The sequence below is a fragment of the Undibacterium sp. TJN25 genome (assembly GCF_049339885.1).
Classification (GTDB): domain Bacteria; phylum Pseudomonadota; class Gammaproteobacteria; order Burkholderiales; family Burkholderiaceae_D; genus Undibacterium.
This window is the reverse complement of sequence record NZ_JBMPPM010000006.1, coordinates 311,607-326,524: the sequence shown is the minus strand read 5'-3', so window position 1 is coordinate 326,524 and position 14,918 is coordinate 311,607. Positions and strand designations below refer to the sequence as shown.

Annotated in this window: 16 protein-coding genes; 5 read left to right on the top strand and 11 right to left on the bottom strand. The window is 58.0% G+C overall.

The genetic code is table 11. From position 1 onward, the window contains the following. Positions 1–62: 62 nt before the first annotated feature. The 4 genes from ACO0LO_RS17145 to ACO0LO_RS17130 form a co-directional block, all read right to left on the bottom strand. A complete protein-coding gene (locus tag ACO0LO_RS17145; RefSeq protein ID WP_422965603.1) occupies positions 63–968 on the bottom strand; it encodes a DMT family transporter in 906 nt (301 codons plus the stop codon). A gap of 171 nt (positions 969–1,139) precedes the next feature. Then, positions 1,140–1,736 (bottom strand): LysE family translocator, encoded by a 597-nt coding sequence (locus ACO0LO_RS17140; protein ID WP_422965602.1) that lies wholly within the window; start codon positions 1,734–1,736, stop codon positions 1,140–1,142. 71 nt (positions 1,737–1,807) lie between these two features. Beyond that, entirely contained in the window at positions 1,808–2,773 is a 966-nt protein-coding gene (locus tag ACO0LO_RS17135; RefSeq protein WP_422965600.1) for a threonine dehydratase, read from the bottom strand. An 11-nt stretch (positions 2,774–2,784) separates the two neighbouring features. Next, positions 2,785–3,069 carry a DUF2917 domain-containing protein gene (locus ACO0LO_RS17130; protein WP_422965598.1) on the bottom strand — a complete coding sequence of 95 codons (285 nt, stop codon included), beginning with the start codon at positions 3,067–3,069 and terminating at the stop codon, positions 2,785–2,787. A gap of 144 nt (positions 3,070–3,213) precedes the next feature. On the opposite strand from ACO0LO_RS17130, the gene ACO0LO_RS17125 reads away from it, so the two are divergent. Next, the gene (locus ACO0LO_RS17125) at positions 3,214–4,635 is read left to right on the top strand and encodes a PLP-dependent aminotransferase family protein (RefSeq protein WP_422965596.1); all 1,422 of its coding nucleotides are present in this window, start codon (positions 3,214–3,216) and stop codon (positions 4,633–4,635) included. A 51-nt stretch (positions 4,636–4,686) separates the two neighbouring features. On the opposite strand, the gene ACO0LO_RS17120 is transcribed toward ACO0LO_RS17125, so the two are convergent. Further along, positions 4,687–5,715: an MBL fold metallo-hydrolase gene (locus tag ACO0LO_RS17120; protein ID WP_422965594.1), complete on the bottom strand. Its 1,029-nt coding sequence runs from the start codon at positions 5,713–5,715 to the stop codon at positions 4,687–4,689. A gap of 146 nt (positions 5,716–5,861) precedes the next feature. Here ACO0LO_RS17120 and ACO0LO_RS17115 point away from each other — a divergent pair, with 146 nt between their 5' ends. After that, positions 5,862–6,479: a TetR/AcrR family transcriptional regulator gene (locus ACO0LO_RS17115; protein ID WP_422965592.1), complete on the top strand. Its 618-nt coding sequence runs from the start codon at positions 5,862–5,864 to the stop codon at positions 6,477–6,479. Between the two features lie 22 nt (positions 6,480–6,501). Here ACO0LO_RS17115 and ACO0LO_RS17110 read toward each other — a convergent pair whose 3' ends face one another. The 4 genes from ACO0LO_RS17110 to ACO0LO_RS17095 form a co-directional block, all read right to left on the bottom strand. Next, the gene (locus tag ACO0LO_RS17110) at positions 6,502–6,906 is read right to left on the bottom strand and encodes a DUF1398 domain-containing protein (protein ID WP_422965590.1); all 405 of its coding nucleotides are present in this window, start codon (positions 6,904–6,906) and stop codon (positions 6,502–6,504) included. 22 nt (positions 6,907–6,928) lie between these two features. Continuing rightward, the gene (locus ACO0LO_RS17105) at positions 6,929–7,429 is read right to left on the bottom strand and encodes a MarR family winged helix-turn-helix transcriptional regulator (RefSeq protein WP_422965589.1); all 501 of its coding nucleotides are present in this window, start codon (positions 7,427–7,429) and stop codon (positions 6,929–6,931) included. A 196-nt stretch (positions 7,430–7,625) separates the two neighbouring features. Further along, the gene (locus ACO0LO_RS17100; protein WP_422965587.1) at positions 7,626–9,251 is read right to left on the bottom strand and encodes a phospholipase D family protein; all 1,626 of its coding nucleotides are present in this window, start codon (positions 9,249–9,251) and stop codon (positions 7,626–7,628) included. 205 nt (positions 9,252–9,456) lie between these two features. Beyond that, positions 9,457–10,362 carry a LysR family transcriptional regulator gene (locus ACO0LO_RS17095; protein WP_422965585.1) on the bottom strand — a complete coding sequence of 302 codons (906 nt, stop codon included), beginning with the start codon at positions 10,360–10,362 and terminating at the stop codon, positions 9,457–9,459. A gap of 176 nt (positions 10,363–10,538) precedes the next feature. On the opposite strand from ACO0LO_RS17095, the gene ACO0LO_RS17090 reads away from it, so the two are divergent. Beyond that, the gene (locus ACO0LO_RS17090; RefSeq protein WP_422965583.1) at positions 10,539–11,327 is read left to right on the top strand and encodes an SDR family NAD(P)-dependent oxidoreductase; all 789 of its coding nucleotides are present in this window, start codon (positions 10,539–10,541) and stop codon (positions 11,325–11,327) included. A 61-nt stretch (positions 11,328–11,388) separates the two neighbouring features. On the opposite strand, the gene ACO0LO_RS17085 is transcribed toward ACO0LO_RS17090, so the two are convergent. Together ACO0LO_RS17085 and ACO0LO_RS17080 are read right to left on the bottom strand one after the other, a co-directional pair. Continuing rightward, positions 11,389–12,966, bottom strand: coding sequence for an MDR family MFS transporter (locus ACO0LO_RS17085; protein WP_422965581.1), 1,578 nt, complete (start codon positions 12,964–12,966; stop codon positions 11,389–11,391). Beyond that, positions 12,963–13,418 carry a MarR family winged helix-turn-helix transcriptional regulator gene (locus tag ACO0LO_RS17080; protein WP_422965579.1) on the bottom strand — a complete coding sequence of 152 codons (456 nt, stop codon included), beginning with the start codon at positions 13,416–13,418 and terminating at the stop codon, positions 12,963–12,965. Before ACO0LO_RS17080 ends, ACO0LO_RS17085 begins: the two co-directional genes overlap by 4 nt. A gap of 165 nt (positions 13,419–13,583) precedes the next feature. On the opposite strand from ACO0LO_RS17080, the gene ACO0LO_RS17075 reads away from it, so the two are divergent. Together ACO0LO_RS17075 and ACO0LO_RS17070 are read left to right on the top strand one after the other, a co-directional pair. Beyond that, positions 13,584–14,057 carry a hypothetical protein gene (locus ACO0LO_RS17075; protein ID WP_422965577.1) on the top strand — a complete coding sequence of 158 codons (474 nt, stop codon included), beginning with the start codon at positions 13,584–13,586 and terminating at the stop codon, positions 14,055–14,057. Between the two features lie 44 nt (positions 14,058–14,101). Continuing rightward, positions 14,102–14,890 (top strand): tetratricopeptide repeat protein, encoded by a 789-nt coding sequence (locus ACO0LO_RS17070; RefSeq protein WP_422965575.1) that lies wholly within the window; start codon positions 14,102–14,104, stop codon positions 14,888–14,890. Positions 14,891–14,918 lie beyond the last annotated feature (28 nt).

Below are 14,918 nucleotides of genomic sequence, written 5' to 3'. Positions count from 1 at the left end.
TGATTAACACCCCTAAATATCCCGCATCGCACTGATTTAATTCGGTGTTTGCAGTTATTTTCTCAAGTCCGCCGCTGAATGTTCATGCGCCGCCCTATGCCCACTACCACGATCACCGCCACGGCGAAACCGATGTTGTTGATGCTGAGCGCTTCGCCCAGGATCACGGCGGCGCCCAGCAGGCTGAGGAAAGGCTGGATCAGTTGCACCTGGCCCACGCGCGCAATCCCGCCCATCGCCAGCCCCTTGTACCAGAAGAAAAAACCGATAAACATTGAAAACAGCGAGACATAGGCAAACCCCATCCACGCGCGCGGCGAAGCCTGCACACCGTAATGCCAGCCCAGCCATACCGTTACCGGCAACAGTACCGGCATTGCCAGCACCAGCGCCCACGAAATCACCTGCTGGCCGCCCATGCTTTGCGACAGGCGGCCGCCTTCGGCATACCCCATGGCCGCTGCAATCACCGCGGCAAATAGCGCCAGGTCGGCCAGGTGGAAACTGCCGCCGCCCTGCTGCAATGCAAATACCACTACCAGCCCGCTGCCCAGCAAGGCCATGATCCAGAAACCCGGCGAAGGCCGCTCATGAAAGCGCAGCGCGGCAAACAGCGCAGTCGCCAGCGGCAAGATACCGAGCACAATGGCGCCGTGCGACGCCGGCACATAGCGCATGGCCACCGATGAAAACACAGGAAAGCCGACCACCACGCCCAGCGCCGTGATCAGCAGGGCTTTCAGTTGTGCCCTGTTTGGAAAGGCAGCGCGCAATTTGTACAGCAGCATCGCAGAAATCGCTCCCGCCACTACGGCCCTGCCCAGCGCCACGAACACAGGATTCAGCTCTGCAACCGCCATCCGTGTAAACGGCAAGGTCAGGCTGAAAATGGCCACGCCGACGGCACCCAGCCACATGCCGGTTGCTTCGTCTTTCTCCTCTTTCTGTCGGGCCTGATCTGCCTGCATGATGCCTTTTCCAAATAGTTAAATGAACTGCACAAGTAACCCGGATGAAGCGCAGCGCAATCCGGGAGTAATCTACGCATCGTCAGTATTCAAACACGGCGCCACATACAGCGCGGTACATTACCCCCGGATTGCGCTCCGCTCCTTCCAGGCTAGTTTTCCCCCTTTACCTCAAAGGAAAAACATCCACACCGCCGTCAGCGCCAGCGAAATACCCATGCACAGATTGAAGATGCGCAGGCGCCTGCCGACCAGCAGCCAGGTGCGCAGCGACTGTCCCATCCAGGCCCAGGCCACCAGGCTGGCCGCGCTGATGGCGGCAAAGCCCAGGCTCATCCAGATCATGCGGGTAAAAAAATCTTCATGGCCTATCGCATACGTGGAAGTCGCTGCAACCAGGGTCATCCAGGATTTGGGGTTGACGATCTGGAACATCGCCGCCTGCTGCAGGCTCAGCGGCTTGATGGTGCCGGCGTTGGACAGTTTGCTGGAAAAGCACAACTTCCACGCCAGGTACAGCAGATAGGCATTACCGGCGATTTTCATTACCAGCAGCAGATGCTCATTACCCTGCAACACTGCCATGCCGCCCATGCCGACCACCCACATCATCACCACAAAGCCGATAGGCACGCCGGCCACCTGCGGCAGTGCCGCGCGCATGCCGTGGTTGACGCCGGTCGTCGCCGCAATGGCGACATTCGGCCCCGGGGTAAAGCAGCCTATGAAGGCAAACGCCAGAAAGGCAAATATTTCCGCACCGTGCATGTTCTACTTCCTTGTTTTAGTTTTAGCTCTGAATTAACGTATGGCCGGGTGACTCATTTCTGCAAGAAGCGTCAGCCCTGCAAAACATCTGCAAACACCATGTGATCGACATTGCCGCCGCTGGCCGGCACACCGACCTTCAAGCCGCGGATCGCTCCGCCTGCCTGTATCGCTGCCGCCAGCGCCGATGCGCCGGCCCCTTCAACGACATTGTGTGTCGCCTTGAACAGCAGCCGCATGGCTGCCTTGATTTCCTCGTCGCTGACCGCGACGATATCCTCTGCATAGTCCAGCACTACCTGCAGCGAAGCGTCGTCCGGTACGCGGCAGGCCAGGCCGTCCGCAATCTGCGTGCTGACTGGCGATTCGATTTTGCGTTTTTGCTCGAAAGATAATTGGTAGCCCAGCGCATGGCTGGACACCACGCCAATAACGCGGGTAGACAGGCCAAGCGCATTGCGGGCCGCGATGGCCGCGCAGAATCCCGAGCCCTGGCCAATGGGCACATACACCACATCCAGTTCCGGCTGCGCGGTAAACAGCTCCGTCCAGTAAGTTGCGACGCCACGCACCAGATCGCCATGGAATGACGGGATCATGTGCAGCCGCTGTTCCTCCGCCAGCGCGATCGCGTATTCCCTGCTCTCCTGGAATTCACTGCCGTACTCGATCAGGTTCGCACCCAGCGCCCGCATCGCCGCATTCTGCTCCTTGCTGTTGCCATGCGGGACGACGATGGTCGCGCTCAGCCCGCAGCGGCGCACTGCAAACGCAACCGACTGGCCGTGATTGCCGCGGGTAGCGGAGATCACTCCCTTTACCTGCGGCAGGCGGCGTTGCAGTTCATGCATGTACACCAGGCCGCCGCGCACCTTGAAGGCGCCGACCGGTGTATGGTTTTCATGCTTGATCCACATCTCCGCGCCTAGCGCATCGGAAATCTGCTGCCACTGGTATTGCGGTGTCGGCGGCATCGCTGCATACACGATCCGGGCGGCGCTTTCCAGTTCGGCCTTGCCGGGCAAGGTAAATGTCATGACACGTCCCTTCAGGCGGTTGCGGTGTAACGGTCGGAAGGCAGGTTGCGCTCGCTGAAGATGCAGGGCAGCAGGTCCATGCGGCTGAACAAACCGTCCGCCTCCACCACGATATGCCGTAAAGGATGCAGGATCAAGGTATCGCCGGCCTGCAGCCAGTAATCGTATTCGTCGCCCTCCTGCGTCACCCACACGCGGCCGCAATCAATGCTCAGCTTCAGCATGACATCCACGCTGACCGAGACGAGTTCTCCCGCGGACAGGATCAGGGAGTCTTTTGCATTGATTTTTTTCATGGAGCCACCTTGCGAATGAGCGAACTGTTTGTGCTATCCTAATTCACATCACCTGTACAGTACCAGTACAGTAAAAGCGATAATTCACACACTGTAGTGGCGTTTTCCCCAGTACAGTTAATTTGCCTTGATAGGATCCAGGCCATGCAATCCAGCAATCCACTCATTTCGCGCGAATCCGGCGGCTCGCTGGTCGAGCAGATCGTGCGCTCGGTCGCCTCCCGCATCGACGACAAGTTGCTGCGTACCGGCGCGCGCATGCCGTCCATACGGCAGTTTGCCGACGAGCAGGACGTGTCGCGCTTCACCGTGGTGGAAGCCTATGACAGGCTGGTGGCGAAAGGCTACCTGGAATCGCGGCGCGGTTCCGGCTTCTTTGTGCGTGAACGGGCGCAAATGATCAGCAACGGCGGCGCCGTGCAGCACACGCCTTCCGGACAGCAGCTGGATGTGGTGTGGCTGGTCCGCAACATGTTTCGCCAGTTGCCGGCGCACAAGATGCCTGGCTCGGGCGTTTTGCCGCATGACTGGCTGGACGGCGAACTGGTCGCCAACGGCCTGCGCTCCATCAGCCGCCTGAACCAGAACCTGCTGCTGCACTATGGCACGCCGCAAGGCTTCCTGCCGTTGCGCCAGCAATTGCAGCTGAAGCTCGCAGAACTGGAAATCGCCGCCGCGCCGGAGCAGATCGTCATGACGACCGGCGTCACGCAGGCACTGGATCTGGTTGCGCGCGAGTTCACGCAGCCGGGCGACACCATCTTTGTCGATGATCCGGCTTGGTTCCTGATGTTCGGCTCGTTTGCGATCTTCGGCGCCAAGGTCATCGGCATACCGCGCCTGCACGACGGCCCGGACGTGGCCAAGCTGGCTGAGCTGGCCGTCGTGCACAAACCCAAGCTTTACATCATCAACTCGGTCATGCATAACCCCACGTCCACGTCGCTGTCCGCGGCCAAGGCTTTCCAGGTGCTGAAGACGGCCGAAGAACATGATTTCATGATCGTGGAAGACGACGTGTATTGCGACATGCACCCCGGCACCGCCGTGCAGGCGGCTACCCGCATCGCCGCGCTGGACCAGTTGAACCGGGTCATCTACCTGGGCGGATTTTCCAAGACGCTGGCTGCCAACCTGCGCGTCGGCTTTATCGCCACGTCGCACCAGATGGCGATACGGCTATCCGACAGAAAGATGCTGTCCACACTGACGACAACGGAAATCGGCGAGCGCGTTGTGTATAAAATTTTATCGGAAGGCCATTACCGCAAGCATGTGGACCGCATCCGGGTCAAGCTCGATTCAGTCAGGGACGACATTACCAAGCGCGTGGAAAACCTGGGCATGAAAGTGGACTACCGCACGCCGGCCGGCATGTTCCTGTGGACCGACACCGGCTGCGATACCAACGCACTGACGGAGAAAGCGATGGAACAGGGCTTCCTGCTGGCGCCGGGCAGCCTGTTCTCGCCGAACCAGTTGCCATCTACCCGCATGCGCATCAATATCGCCGCGATGTCGGACCCTGGCGTGTGGGAATTCCTGGAGCAGGAAGTCGGTAAATGATTAAGGCCGTTTTCGAAACGGCCTTTTGATGTTTTGTGTTTCTTCCCTGGTTTACTCAGCCAGCTGCCACCAGTGCCGGCCCGCCTGCGGCTGCGCCAGATCCAGCTGTTCACCCATCTGCGGCGTGCTCAGCGTCACGCCATTTTGACGCGCCAGCTCGACAATGCGGTCAAACGGTTCGTGCCACGGATGCATCGCCAGGTCGAAGGTGCCGTTGTGAATGGGCACCAGCGTCTTGCCGCGCAAATCCAGGTGGGCCTGCAAGGTCTGCTCGGGCTGCATGTGGATGTCCGGCCATTCAGCGCCATAGGCGCCGGTTTCCACCAGCGTGACATCGAAGGGGCCGTACGTATCGCCTATGGTCTTGAAGCCGTCGAAGTAGCCGGTATCGCCGCTGAAGAATACGCGCATATCGTCATCCAGGATCACCCATGAAGCCCACAGAGTGCTGTTGCCATCGAACAGGCCGCGCCCTGAGAAATGCTGTGAAGGCGTCGCCACCAGTTGCAGGCCGTCTATCGTCACGGATTGCCACCAGTCCAGCTGCCTTACCTTTGCCGCGGGAATACCCCACTTGACCAGCGTATCGCCGACGCGCAGCGGCGTAATGAAATGCTCGACCTTGTCGTTCAGCTGCAGGATGGCCGCGTGGTCCAGGTGGTCGTAATGGTCATGCGACAGGATCACGCCCTTGATGGGTGGGAGATCGGCAATGCTGATCGGCGGCTGATGGAAACGCTTGGGTCCTGCCCACTGGAACGGCGACGCGCGCTCGGAAAACACCGGGTCGGTCAGCCAGAATTCGCCGCGCAGCTTCAGCAGCATCGTTGAATGGCCGAGGCGGTACAGTGAACGGTCGGGCGCTGACAGCAGTTCCGCCTTGCTCAACGCCTGCACCGGTATCGGCAAGGCCGGCACGGTATTGGCCGGCTTGTCGAACATGAAGCGCCAGATCAGTTTCAGGCTTTTAGCCAAGCCCGGCTTGTGCCGAGGCGCGCGGTTCTGGAATTTGCCGTCTGTCCGCAATGATGGGTGCGGAAAGCGGAATTTAGTGCCGGTGCTGAAGGTATCGGTAGCCATGGTGGTTCCTGCGGGTCAGGGATGAAATCGGACTTCTTATATTGAAATTACACTACACAGTGTAGTTTTAACGAAGTGTAGTACCAAACCCGCAAAAAGTAAACTAATCAGTGTAAAATATTTGCATCTGAACCGAATGCATTTCCATGACCAATCCGCCCCGCCTCACCGACCGCAAGCGCGAAGCCATATTGCAGGCCGCCATTGCCGAATTCCGCGCCAGCGGCTATGAAGCCACCAGCATGGACAAGATCGCCGCCACGGCCGATGTATCCAAACGCACCGTGTATAACCACTTCCCCAGCAAGGACGACCTGTTTGCAGCCATCCTGCAGCAACTCTGGGAAAGCAGCGCGGCCATGAGCGAACTCAGCTACAGTGCGGCGCGGCCGCTGCGCGAGCAGCTGCTGGAACTGATGCAGCAGAAAATGCGCATGATGAGCGACGCCCATTTCATGGATTTGGCCAGGGTAGCGATTGCGGCGGCCATCCATTCGCCGGAACGCGCGGTGGAAATGCTGTCGCGCATAGGCAAGCGCGAAGAAGGCGTCACGGTATGGATACGCGCCGCGCAGGCAGACGGCAAGCTGAAACCGGCAGACCCGGAATTTGCCGCCATGCTACTGCAAGGACAACTAAAGACGTTTGCATTCTGGCCGCAGATTGCGATGGGCCAGGGGCCATTGGCTGAAGACCGACAGGCAGCGGTGGTGAGCACCATCGTGGATATGTTCCTGGCTTATTTCCAGACAGAAGCGAATTGAGATTCATCGCGTCCTTCCCGTTTTATTCGGGACGATCAGGGAATTTCTCAATATGGCTTTCGCCACGGCGACCAAAGTAGATGACATGACGGCCGGAAATCCAGACCGTGTAGCTGACGCAACCGGCCGCCTGGGATAGCAGTTTGAACTCGGGGTATTTCACATTGCCTGCCTGGGCTCCGCGAATCGCCCTGACCAATGCGTCCGGGTCGAACGCCTCAGGTATCTGCAATTCCGGTCCACCTGTCTCGATGGTATGCGCTTGGCCATCAGGCAGGTAGTAGGTTGCGCGTCGCCCCCGGTAATCAACGTGGTAAGCCTCTACGCCCGCCTGTATTAATTGGCCGACAACCTGGCCGAAATGAAGCTTACCGTCGCTCGAAGCCGCATAGGTTTCGTGAATAGCTGCAATAATTTCTTGATTCATAGATAGTCCTTGTGGATTAGATTCATTTAGTGGGAATTTGTTTCAGCATTCGCCGGTTCACGATGTCTTTCATTTGAGCTATGAGCGCGGCCCTCTCCTCTTGCGAGAGGTGCCCAAAAAAGTGTGCGTCATTTTCGTCCGCGAGAGCTGCGAGCGTTGGCACCAGGTTCATCCCCTCGGTCGTCAGCTCCAGTTGCTGTTCGCGACCATCTACCTCGACAGGACGCCGGTGAGCAAGCCCCTTCCGTTCCAGGCGCGTGATGACCTTGGAAGCCGCGCCCTTGGTCATACCCAGGGCCTTGATCAGCGTCGAATGCGTAGTAGTACTCCGCCCATAGAGCGTGCGAAGAGCCACCCACTCAGTCCCGGATATTCCATGCGCATCCAAACGCTTGATGAAGCCCTCGGACACATGATTTGAAACATAACGAAGCCAAAAACCCAAGTGCTCCTCAAGGTCGCTGACTCTATCGGGTTGTCGTCTGGTCGTACTCATGTTGATCGATTCTTTTTTGGTTTCCATGGAAACGAATTTTAGTTTCCATGGAAACCTGTTGTCAACAGTTTTTCACGGCGCATACGGACACACCCTGGTTTAAGTGATTGAAAATGAATTATCCCCAAGAAGGGGGCACAAAAGAGGTAATGATTTTACGTTCTGGACCGCAATGACTCGATGCCCTACGTTCAAGATCTGCCTGCCTTGCGCCGCCACCCTGCTACAGCAGGCTCTCACTGATAAACGGAAAAACAAACAGCAGCTGCAGACGCGTACCGAAATCGACTGCGGGCTCTTCATCGTAGATTTTTTCCACGCCGTCCTTGGTGGCGACCCATTGCAGGTGGTCGCCCGGTTCTTTCAGCTGCAGGCGATAACTGCCGTTGGCAACCCTTTTGGCCAGCTCCATGATCACTTCCGCCAATTCCGGCGAATTCACCAGCATGCCCAGCTCCGTATTCAGGCGTGAGGAACGAAAATCCATATTCATGGAGCCGACAAACACGGTCTTGCGGTCGATGACGATCAGCTTGGAATGAGAGCGGCCTGTGCTCGCACCAAGCGCGCTGCCAATCAGCGGATCGTTTTTCAATTGGGCGGAATCGATCTCATAGAGCTCAACGCCCATTTTCAGCATCGGCACCCGGTAGTGGCCATAGGCAGCGCTGGCAAAGGGTTCGTCATTGGACGCCAGGGAGTTGGTCATGACCTTGATATGCACGCCATGATCGGTGGCAAATTTTATTTCATCCATGCCCAGTTTGCCGGGAATGAAGTAAGGCGAACTCACGACCACCTCCGACCTCGCAGTAGCCATTGCCTTGCCCACGCGTGCGGTCACGGTGGTGCTGTCATCCCCCGCCTCGGCGCGGCCTGTCACTTTTTCCGGATCGTCGGCAAAGACATTGATGTCACCGTAAAGCAGTTTCAGCGGCGGATGCTGCATGTCCCTGCTGAGCGGCAGATAACCGAGAATATCCGGCTTGTCGGCCGGCAGCACCGGATAGGCGCTGATGGCATCCGAGGTCAGCCGTTCAAATTCGTCGCGCAGGGCCTGCGGCGTCTGCCGGGTCGTTTCCAGCGCATGCAGCGGGAAGACGCGCTCGCTGTTCCAGTAGGTATCAAAAATGGCAGCCATGCGCGGCACGGCATCCCCTGTGATCAGCAGATCGAAATCCACAAAATTACCGCCCTTGCTGCTGAAGAAATATTCGTCAGCGATATTGCGCCCACCGGCCACGGCAAACGCGCCGTCGGCAATCAGCATCTTGTTGTGCATGCGGTGGTTGACGCGGGCAAAGTCGCCGGCGGCGAACAGCCAGCGGGTAAACGCGTAGGCACGCCCGGTAGGAAAAGGATTAAACAGGCGGATCTCAATGTTCGGGTAGGCGGAAAGCTCCATCAGCATCAAGTCATTGTCGGACGTGTAGAGATCGTCCACCAGGATGCGCACCCGGACGCCGCGCAATGCGGCGTCGCGCACTTCCCGCAGTAGCTTGTGGCCCGTGACATCGTTTTGCAGCAGATAGTATTGCAGGTCCAGCGTCGCCTGCGCGTGGCGCACCAGCGTCAGCCGCGCATCCATGGAAAATACGCTGAGCGGCAAGGGCCGAACGCCGGCGTCGGCATCCCCCCGCATGCTTTGCACGGCAATGCGGCCCAGTTCCTCGTTCTGGCTCGCGGGAATGGCGGCAGACGGCACCCTCTCCACCTTGGGCAAGGAAGCGCAGCCCTGGAGCAACACAGCGACCCAGGCAAAAACGAGCAATATTGCCGCCCTGCCGAAGCGGCGCATCTCTGCGACGGAAAAGCCGGGAGATAAAACTTCGTGGGATGCCTTCATCATGTCTCTTCCTTTAGCTTTTGTCCGCTACATGCCGCACGCCACTACGAATGAGGCGCCCAAGCTTGCGAACGATGATGACGAACATCATCCTCAGTGTCAAGTCCAAAGAACCGGCGCTCCCGGCCCCATCCTGCACCAATATTACACGCCATTCTGCCCGGTGATGATGCGCCCCGCTCCCACTTGCCTGGGCAGTTATCCGGCTCTAGGCATGTTTCAGCGCAGGCCCCAGGCGTTCCACAAGGAAATCGATAAATACCCGCACCCTCTGCGGCATGAAGCGCTGGTTAAGAAAGATTGCATTGATTTCCTCGACATCGCCGGCGTTGTATTCGGGCAGCAACTCCACCAGGCGCCCGGCCTCGATATCGCGAGCGACATGGAATAGCGCAAGACGGCCGATGCCCATGCCCTGCAAGGTCAGCTGGCGCATGCTTTCGCCGTTATTGGTCAGCATGCCGCCGCGCACCGCCAGATGCACGATCTGCCCGTTGAGGCGGAAGGGCCATTCGTCCAGCGTGCGCCGGAAATTGAAATTGAAGCAGCGATGCCGGACGAGTTCCTCCGGCGTTGCCGGATGGCCGTGTGCTGCCAGATAAGCCGGCGCCGCGATCACCGCACGCCGGCTTTCGCCCAGCAGGCGCGCGCGAAAACTGGCATCTGCCAGCGGCCCCATGCGGATGGCAACATCGATGCGTTCGCGCTGCAGATCAACCAGCGCATCTGTCAGCGACAGATCCAGCGTAATTTCCGGATAACGTTGTGAAAACTCGGGCAATACCGGAATCAGCTGATGCGTGCCGAACGGCACCGATACATTGACGCGCAGCACGCCATGCGGTGCAACTTTGCCTCCGGCAATGCCTTGTTCCGCTTCTTCGATATCGTCCAGGATGCGGATGCAGCTTTCGTAGAAATTCCTGCCCTCCGTGGTGACGACCAGTTGCCGGGTCGAACGCTGGAACAGCAGCACGCCCAACCGCTCTTCAATACGCGTAATCAGCTTGCTGACTGCGGAGGGCGACAAATCCAGCAGCGTGCCCGCCGCCGAAAAACTGCCCGCTTCCACCACCTTGGCAAACACCAGCATTTCACCACTACGACTATCCATGATTCCGCCATTGGTAACGTTGATGACATTGGTGACATTGATGAATTTTTTTCAAAAATTATATTCCATTAGATGGCCTTATTAAAGAGCGGGTTCAGATCCATACTAGGTTCACAGGCAAGCAACGCTTCACCAGCCTCCAACCTATCAATCAATCATCAAACAAGGGAATCATCATGAACCTGAATCTCAACGGCAAAACAGCGCTGGTCAGCGCCTCCACTTCCGGCATAGGGTATGCCATCGCACAACAATTGCTGGAAGATGGCGCTACCGTCATCATCAATGGCCGCAGCGAAGGCGTGGTAAAACGCGCAACAGATGCGCTGAATGACAAATACGGCCCAGGCCGCGCGTTACCGCTGGTCGCAGACATGGGTGTTGCCGGCGGAGAGAAAATTGCCGCTGCAGCTTACCCTGCCGTGGATATCCTGATCAACAACCTCGGCACTTACGCGCTCAGCGACTTTTTCAGCACCGAGGATGCAGACTGGCAGCACATGTTTGATGTCAACGTATGGAGCGGCGTACGCCTGGCGCGTACCTATATGAAGGGCATGCTGGAACGCGGCCAAGGGCGTGTGATTTTTATTTCCAGTGAAGTAGCGCTGACGCCTATGCCATCGATGGCGCACTACAGCGCCAGCAAGGCCACGCAACTGTCGATTTCTCGCAGCCTGGCCGAACTGACCAAGGGCACCGCCGTCACCGTCAATTCCGTGCTGCCTGGTCCGACAGAAACAGACAACCTGAAAGGCTTCATCAAATCGGTCAACCCAGATCTGCCGTATGCGGACGCAGAGCGCAAGTTCATTGATAAAAACAAACCGACATCGCTGATCGCCCGGCTGGCCAAGCCGGCGGAAGTTGCGAACGTGGTTGCCTTCCTCGCCAGCGACCGTGCCGCCATTATCAATGGCGCGGCAATCCGTGCAGAAGGCGGCACTGTGCAGACCATGGCCTGATATCCGCCCTTGGCAAAAAGAAGAAAGGCAGCCTTGCGGCTGCCTTTCTTCTGAGCGAACGTCAGTTTCCCGACTCCGGCTTCGGCGCCGCGGCCGGATGCCCCGCTAACGGAATCTCCGGCAGGAACAGCAATGCCACCAGCGCCACCGCGACGATCACCACACCGGCAGTGAAGTTGATCGCAATTGCATGCCGGTACACAGAGATCGCATGGGCCTGGGCCTGCGGCCCCAGTGCAGCAATGCTCTGCGTACTGATATTGGCCAATGCCGCGCGGCCGTTGCCCGCATTCATGTGCAGTTGCCGCGCCAGGATGGCGCCGGAACCGGTAACGCCGATCAGACCGCCAAGCGAGCGGAAAAAGGCCAGCATTGCCGTGCCCACACCGCGCCGGGTTGCCGGCAATGCGTTCTGCACGGCGATCGTCATGTTGGGCATCACCAAGCCCAGCCCCAGGCCGAGCAGGAAGATCGCAGGTTCGATCACGCCGAAACCCTGCGCTGTCTCTATGCCCCAGGCCAGCGTACCGAATGCCACCACCGCCAGCGCCAGGCCACCAACCTGCGCCGGCTTGTAGCGCCCGGAACGCGCCATCACCCTGCCGTTGACGACGGAAGAAATGACCACGCCTATCATCAGCGGCCCCGTCAGCAAACCCGAGTGCGCAGGGCTGACGCCCATCACCACCTGGAAGAACAGCGGGAAAAAAATGCTGGCGCCCAGCAGGCCCATGAAGGTCAGCGACATGACGATGCAGGCGATCAGGAAAAGCTTGTTCTCAAATAAATCCAGTGGCAACACCGGCTCCGGCACGCGCCGCACATGCCATACAAAGATCACGCCCAGCACCGTCGCCAGCAAGGACACGCCGGATACCTGCGGTGAATCCCAGGCCCACTCGGTGCCGCCCAGGGCCAGCACCAGCAGGAATGCCGTTGTGCATGTCGTCAGCAGCACCGAGCCCAGATAATCTATGCGGTGCGCATGGTTGTGATGCGGCCTGCGCATGGCCCTGGCGATGATGGCCAGCGCTGCTGCGCCGAACGGCACGTTGACGTAAAAGATCCAGTGCCAAGACAGCAGATCGGTAATGACGCCACCCAGCAGCGGGCCGATGACGCTGCACGCCGCAAACACGGCGGCAATCGCACCCTGCCTGCGGCCGCGCTGCGCCGGCGGCACCAGGTCGCCGATGATGATCTGCGTCAGCGGCAAGAAGCCGCCTGCGCCTATGCCCTGGATCGCGCGAAAGATGATCAGCTGCGTCAGGCTTTGCGCCATGCCGCACAGCGCCGAGCCCACCAGGAAAGTGATGATGGCGAAATACAGCAAAGGCTTGCGGCCGTACTGGTCGCTCAGCTTGCCGTACAGCGGCATCGTGCTGGTGGAAGCCAGCACATAGGCCGTCACCACCCAGGACAAATGCGTGATGCCGCCCAGGTCGCTGACAATGCGCGGCAATGCCGTGGCCACGATGCTCTGGTCCATCGCGCCCAGCCCCATCACGACCATCAGGCCGAAATAGATGACGCGGATTTCCTTCGCGGTCGCCGCCGGTGCAGCGGGGATGCCAGGTGTGGCAGGAACGCCAGAGGCAGTTGCACTGCCGGTTACGGATTGCGGTGTCGGTGTACTCATTTGCCTAGCTCACTCAAGGGGCCGATCGCTTTGCGGATAGCGGCCAGGGAATCGGGGGAAAGACCGTCCAGCTGGCGCGCCAGCCAGTCGCGGCGGCGCTCACGCAATGCCTCCAGCGTTTCGCGGCCCTTGTCGGTCAGCAGCAAACCTACGCGCCGGCGGTCTTCCTTGTCCGGCGCGGCGCGGGCCACCATCCCCGCTGCCAGCAGGTTTTTAATATGGCCGCTGACGGTAGGCCCGCGCAGCTTCTCCAGGCTGGCTAGTTCACCGACGCCAATGCCTGGGCGCTCATTGATCAGGGACAGCAACAAGTTTTGCAAGGGAGAGATGCCGGAATTAATTTCCGCACTCTCGCGCTTGATCTGCCGGAACAGCCGGTACAGCGCCACGCGCAAGCCGTCAGCAACGGCCAGCGCTTCGTCGGAAACCGGCGAGGCTTTGGGATTGGTCATGGTTGATATAAATTGGTAGGCTACCTATCTATTTTAGCATACAGCATCCATATCCTTGCTCCCACGTGGAGCATTAAATTATGGCAAATTTTTCCTGTTGGCTATAAAATAATTAAAACAAAGGCAACAATCTTCAATCGATCATTACAACTAGGGACCACAAATATGAAAGCTGTGTTTTTATTCCTGATATTTGCCTTGGCCGAAACCTCTTCCGCGCAGGACGTGACAGCTTGGTCTCTACCCGCCCCTGACACGATGATCGCCGCATCTAACACCTTGTGTCGCGACCAGGCAAGCTCTGTACTTCAGATATGGGAGTACAAGAAAAATGGCCGCACCAAGGAAGATGTAGAGAAGCTGATCCCCCCTGCTCCAAAAGCGATGGGCTTACGCTTTGTCAGCGCCCTTCATGAAAATGTTGAAGATGCATACCGGTTTCCACAATTGTCCGTGTATGCCTATTACTCATTCCGATCCGAAGTATGTATGCGCGAAACCCTCGGTGCTGTTCGCATGCCCCGCCTGGAAACAATCTATCCCCGTGTTGCGGAATGCCAAAAAACACATGGCACTGAACAGAACAACGCCCTGTTTAAATGCATACAATCAGTCGTCCGGTTGATTGAGCCCAGCTAAACCGCGGCGCCAAATAACAATGAATTAATACCTTGATTTGAACAATGAGAATTGCAAAACCTCGTGCCCTGTTTTTTTTGTTACTGGGTATATCTTGCGTGCTGATTCTAGGGGTCGTGCTTAATGCCTATAGCTTCGGCCGCAGTGCCTTTGTCGCAGGCAACTATAAGACAGCGCGCACTTGGTATCTGGTGGCCGCCACCTTGGGAAATAAAAGAGCGCAAAATAATCTGGCAAATCTATATGCCGATGGCCTAGGTGCGGCGAAGAATTACGTTTTGGCGGCACTGTTGTTCCAAAAAGCGGCAGACAATGATCTTGCCGCCGCAAAATTCAATCTCGCCAATTTGTACCAAGACGGTAAAGGCGTACCGCAAAATACGGCAAAAGCCGTTGAGCTCTTCAAAAGCGCGGCAGCCCAGGGCGATATCGAGTCCATTTTTAACTTAGGTCAAATATATGCAACAGGTCGAAGTGACTTCGCCAAAAATCCAGAGCAGGCAATCACTTGGTATCAGAAAGCGGCGGAGCGCGGTTATGCATCAGCGCAGTACAACCTGGGAAGTATCTACTCCCAGGGTGTGGACGCCCCCAAGGACATGCTGGAAGCCGGTAAATGGTTTCACAAAGCAGCACAACAAGGCCACGCCAAAGCCGAGATGGATCTGGGCACCATGTATGCGTACGGATGGGGCTACGACAAAGATCCGGCGCAGGCACTCGAATGGCTAGTCAAGGCAGCCGCTAAACCTGCAACCGCTTTCAAGGCTCGGCAGTTGATGGAAATGATTTGCGGAACAAATGACATTGAAATGTGTAGGAAGCTGCAATAACTGCTCTCAATGCAGCCCTCGCCCAGGA

Excerpts from the sequence above, each read along its gene's own strand:
- ACO0LO_RS17140 (WP_422965602.1), bottom strand. The coding sequence starts at position 1,736 with ATGCACGGTGCGGAAATATTTGCCTTTCTGGCGTTTGCCTTCATAGGC.
- ACO0LO_RS17120 (WP_422965594.1), bottom strand. The coding sequence starts at position 5,715 with ATGGCTACCGATACCTTCAGCACCGGCACTAAATTCCGCTTTCCGCAC.
- ACO0LO_RS17145 (WP_422965603.1), bottom strand. The coding sequence starts at position 968 with ATGCAGGCAGATCAGGCCCGACAGAAAGAGGAGAAAGACGAAGCAACC.
- ACO0LO_RS17130 (WP_422965598.1), bottom strand. The coding sequence starts at position 3,069 with ATGAAAAAAATCAATGCAAAAGACTCCCTGATCCTGTCCGCGGGAGAA.
- ACO0LO_RS17125 (WP_422965596.1), top strand. The coding sequence starts at position 3,214 with ATGCAATCCAGCAATCCACTCATTTCGCGCGAATCCGGCGGCTCGCTG.
- ACO0LO_RS17115 (WP_422965592.1), top strand. The coding sequence starts at position 5,862 with ATGACCAATCCGCCCCGCCTCACCGACCGCAAGCGCGAAGCCATATTG.
- ACO0LO_RS17095 (WP_422965585.1), bottom strand. The coding sequence starts at position 10,362 with ATGGATAGTCGTAGTGGTGAAATGCTGGTGTTTGCCAAGGTGGTGGAA.
- ACO0LO_RS17100 (WP_422965587.1), bottom strand. The coding sequence starts at position 9,251 with ATGATGAAGGCATCCCACGAAGTTTTATCTCCCGGCTTTTCCGTCGCA.
- ACO0LO_RS17105 (WP_422965589.1), bottom strand. The coding sequence starts at position 7,429 with ATGGAAACCAAAAAAGAATCGATCAACATGAGTACGACCAGACGACAA.
- ACO0LO_RS17085 (WP_422965581.1), bottom strand. The coding sequence starts at position 12,966 with ATGAGTACACCGACACCGCAATCCGTAACCGGCAGTGCAACTGCCTCT.
- ACO0LO_RS17075 (WP_422965577.1), top strand. The coding sequence starts at position 13,584 with ATGAAAGCTGTGTTTTTATTCCTGATATTTGCCTTGGCCGAAACCTCT.
- ACO0LO_RS17070 (WP_422965575.1), top strand. The coding sequence starts at position 14,102 with ATGAGAATTGCAAAACCTCGTGCCCTGTTTTTTTTGTTACTGGGTATA.
- ACO0LO_RS17110 (WP_422965590.1), bottom strand. The coding sequence starts at position 6,906 with ATGAATCAAGAAATTATTGCAGCTATTCACGAAACCTATGCGGCTTCG.
- ACO0LO_RS17135 (WP_422965600.1), bottom strand. The coding sequence starts at position 2,773 with ATGACATTTACCTTGCCCGGCAAGGCCGAACTGGAAAGCGCCGCCCGG.
- ACO0LO_RS17090 (WP_422965583.1), top strand. The coding sequence starts at position 10,539 with ATGAACCTGAATCTCAACGGCAAAACAGCGCTGGTCAGCGCCTCCACT.
- ACO0LO_RS17080 (WP_422965579.1), bottom strand. The coding sequence starts at position 13,418 with ATGACCAATCCCAAAGCCTCGCCGGTTTCCGACGAAGCGCTGGCCGTT.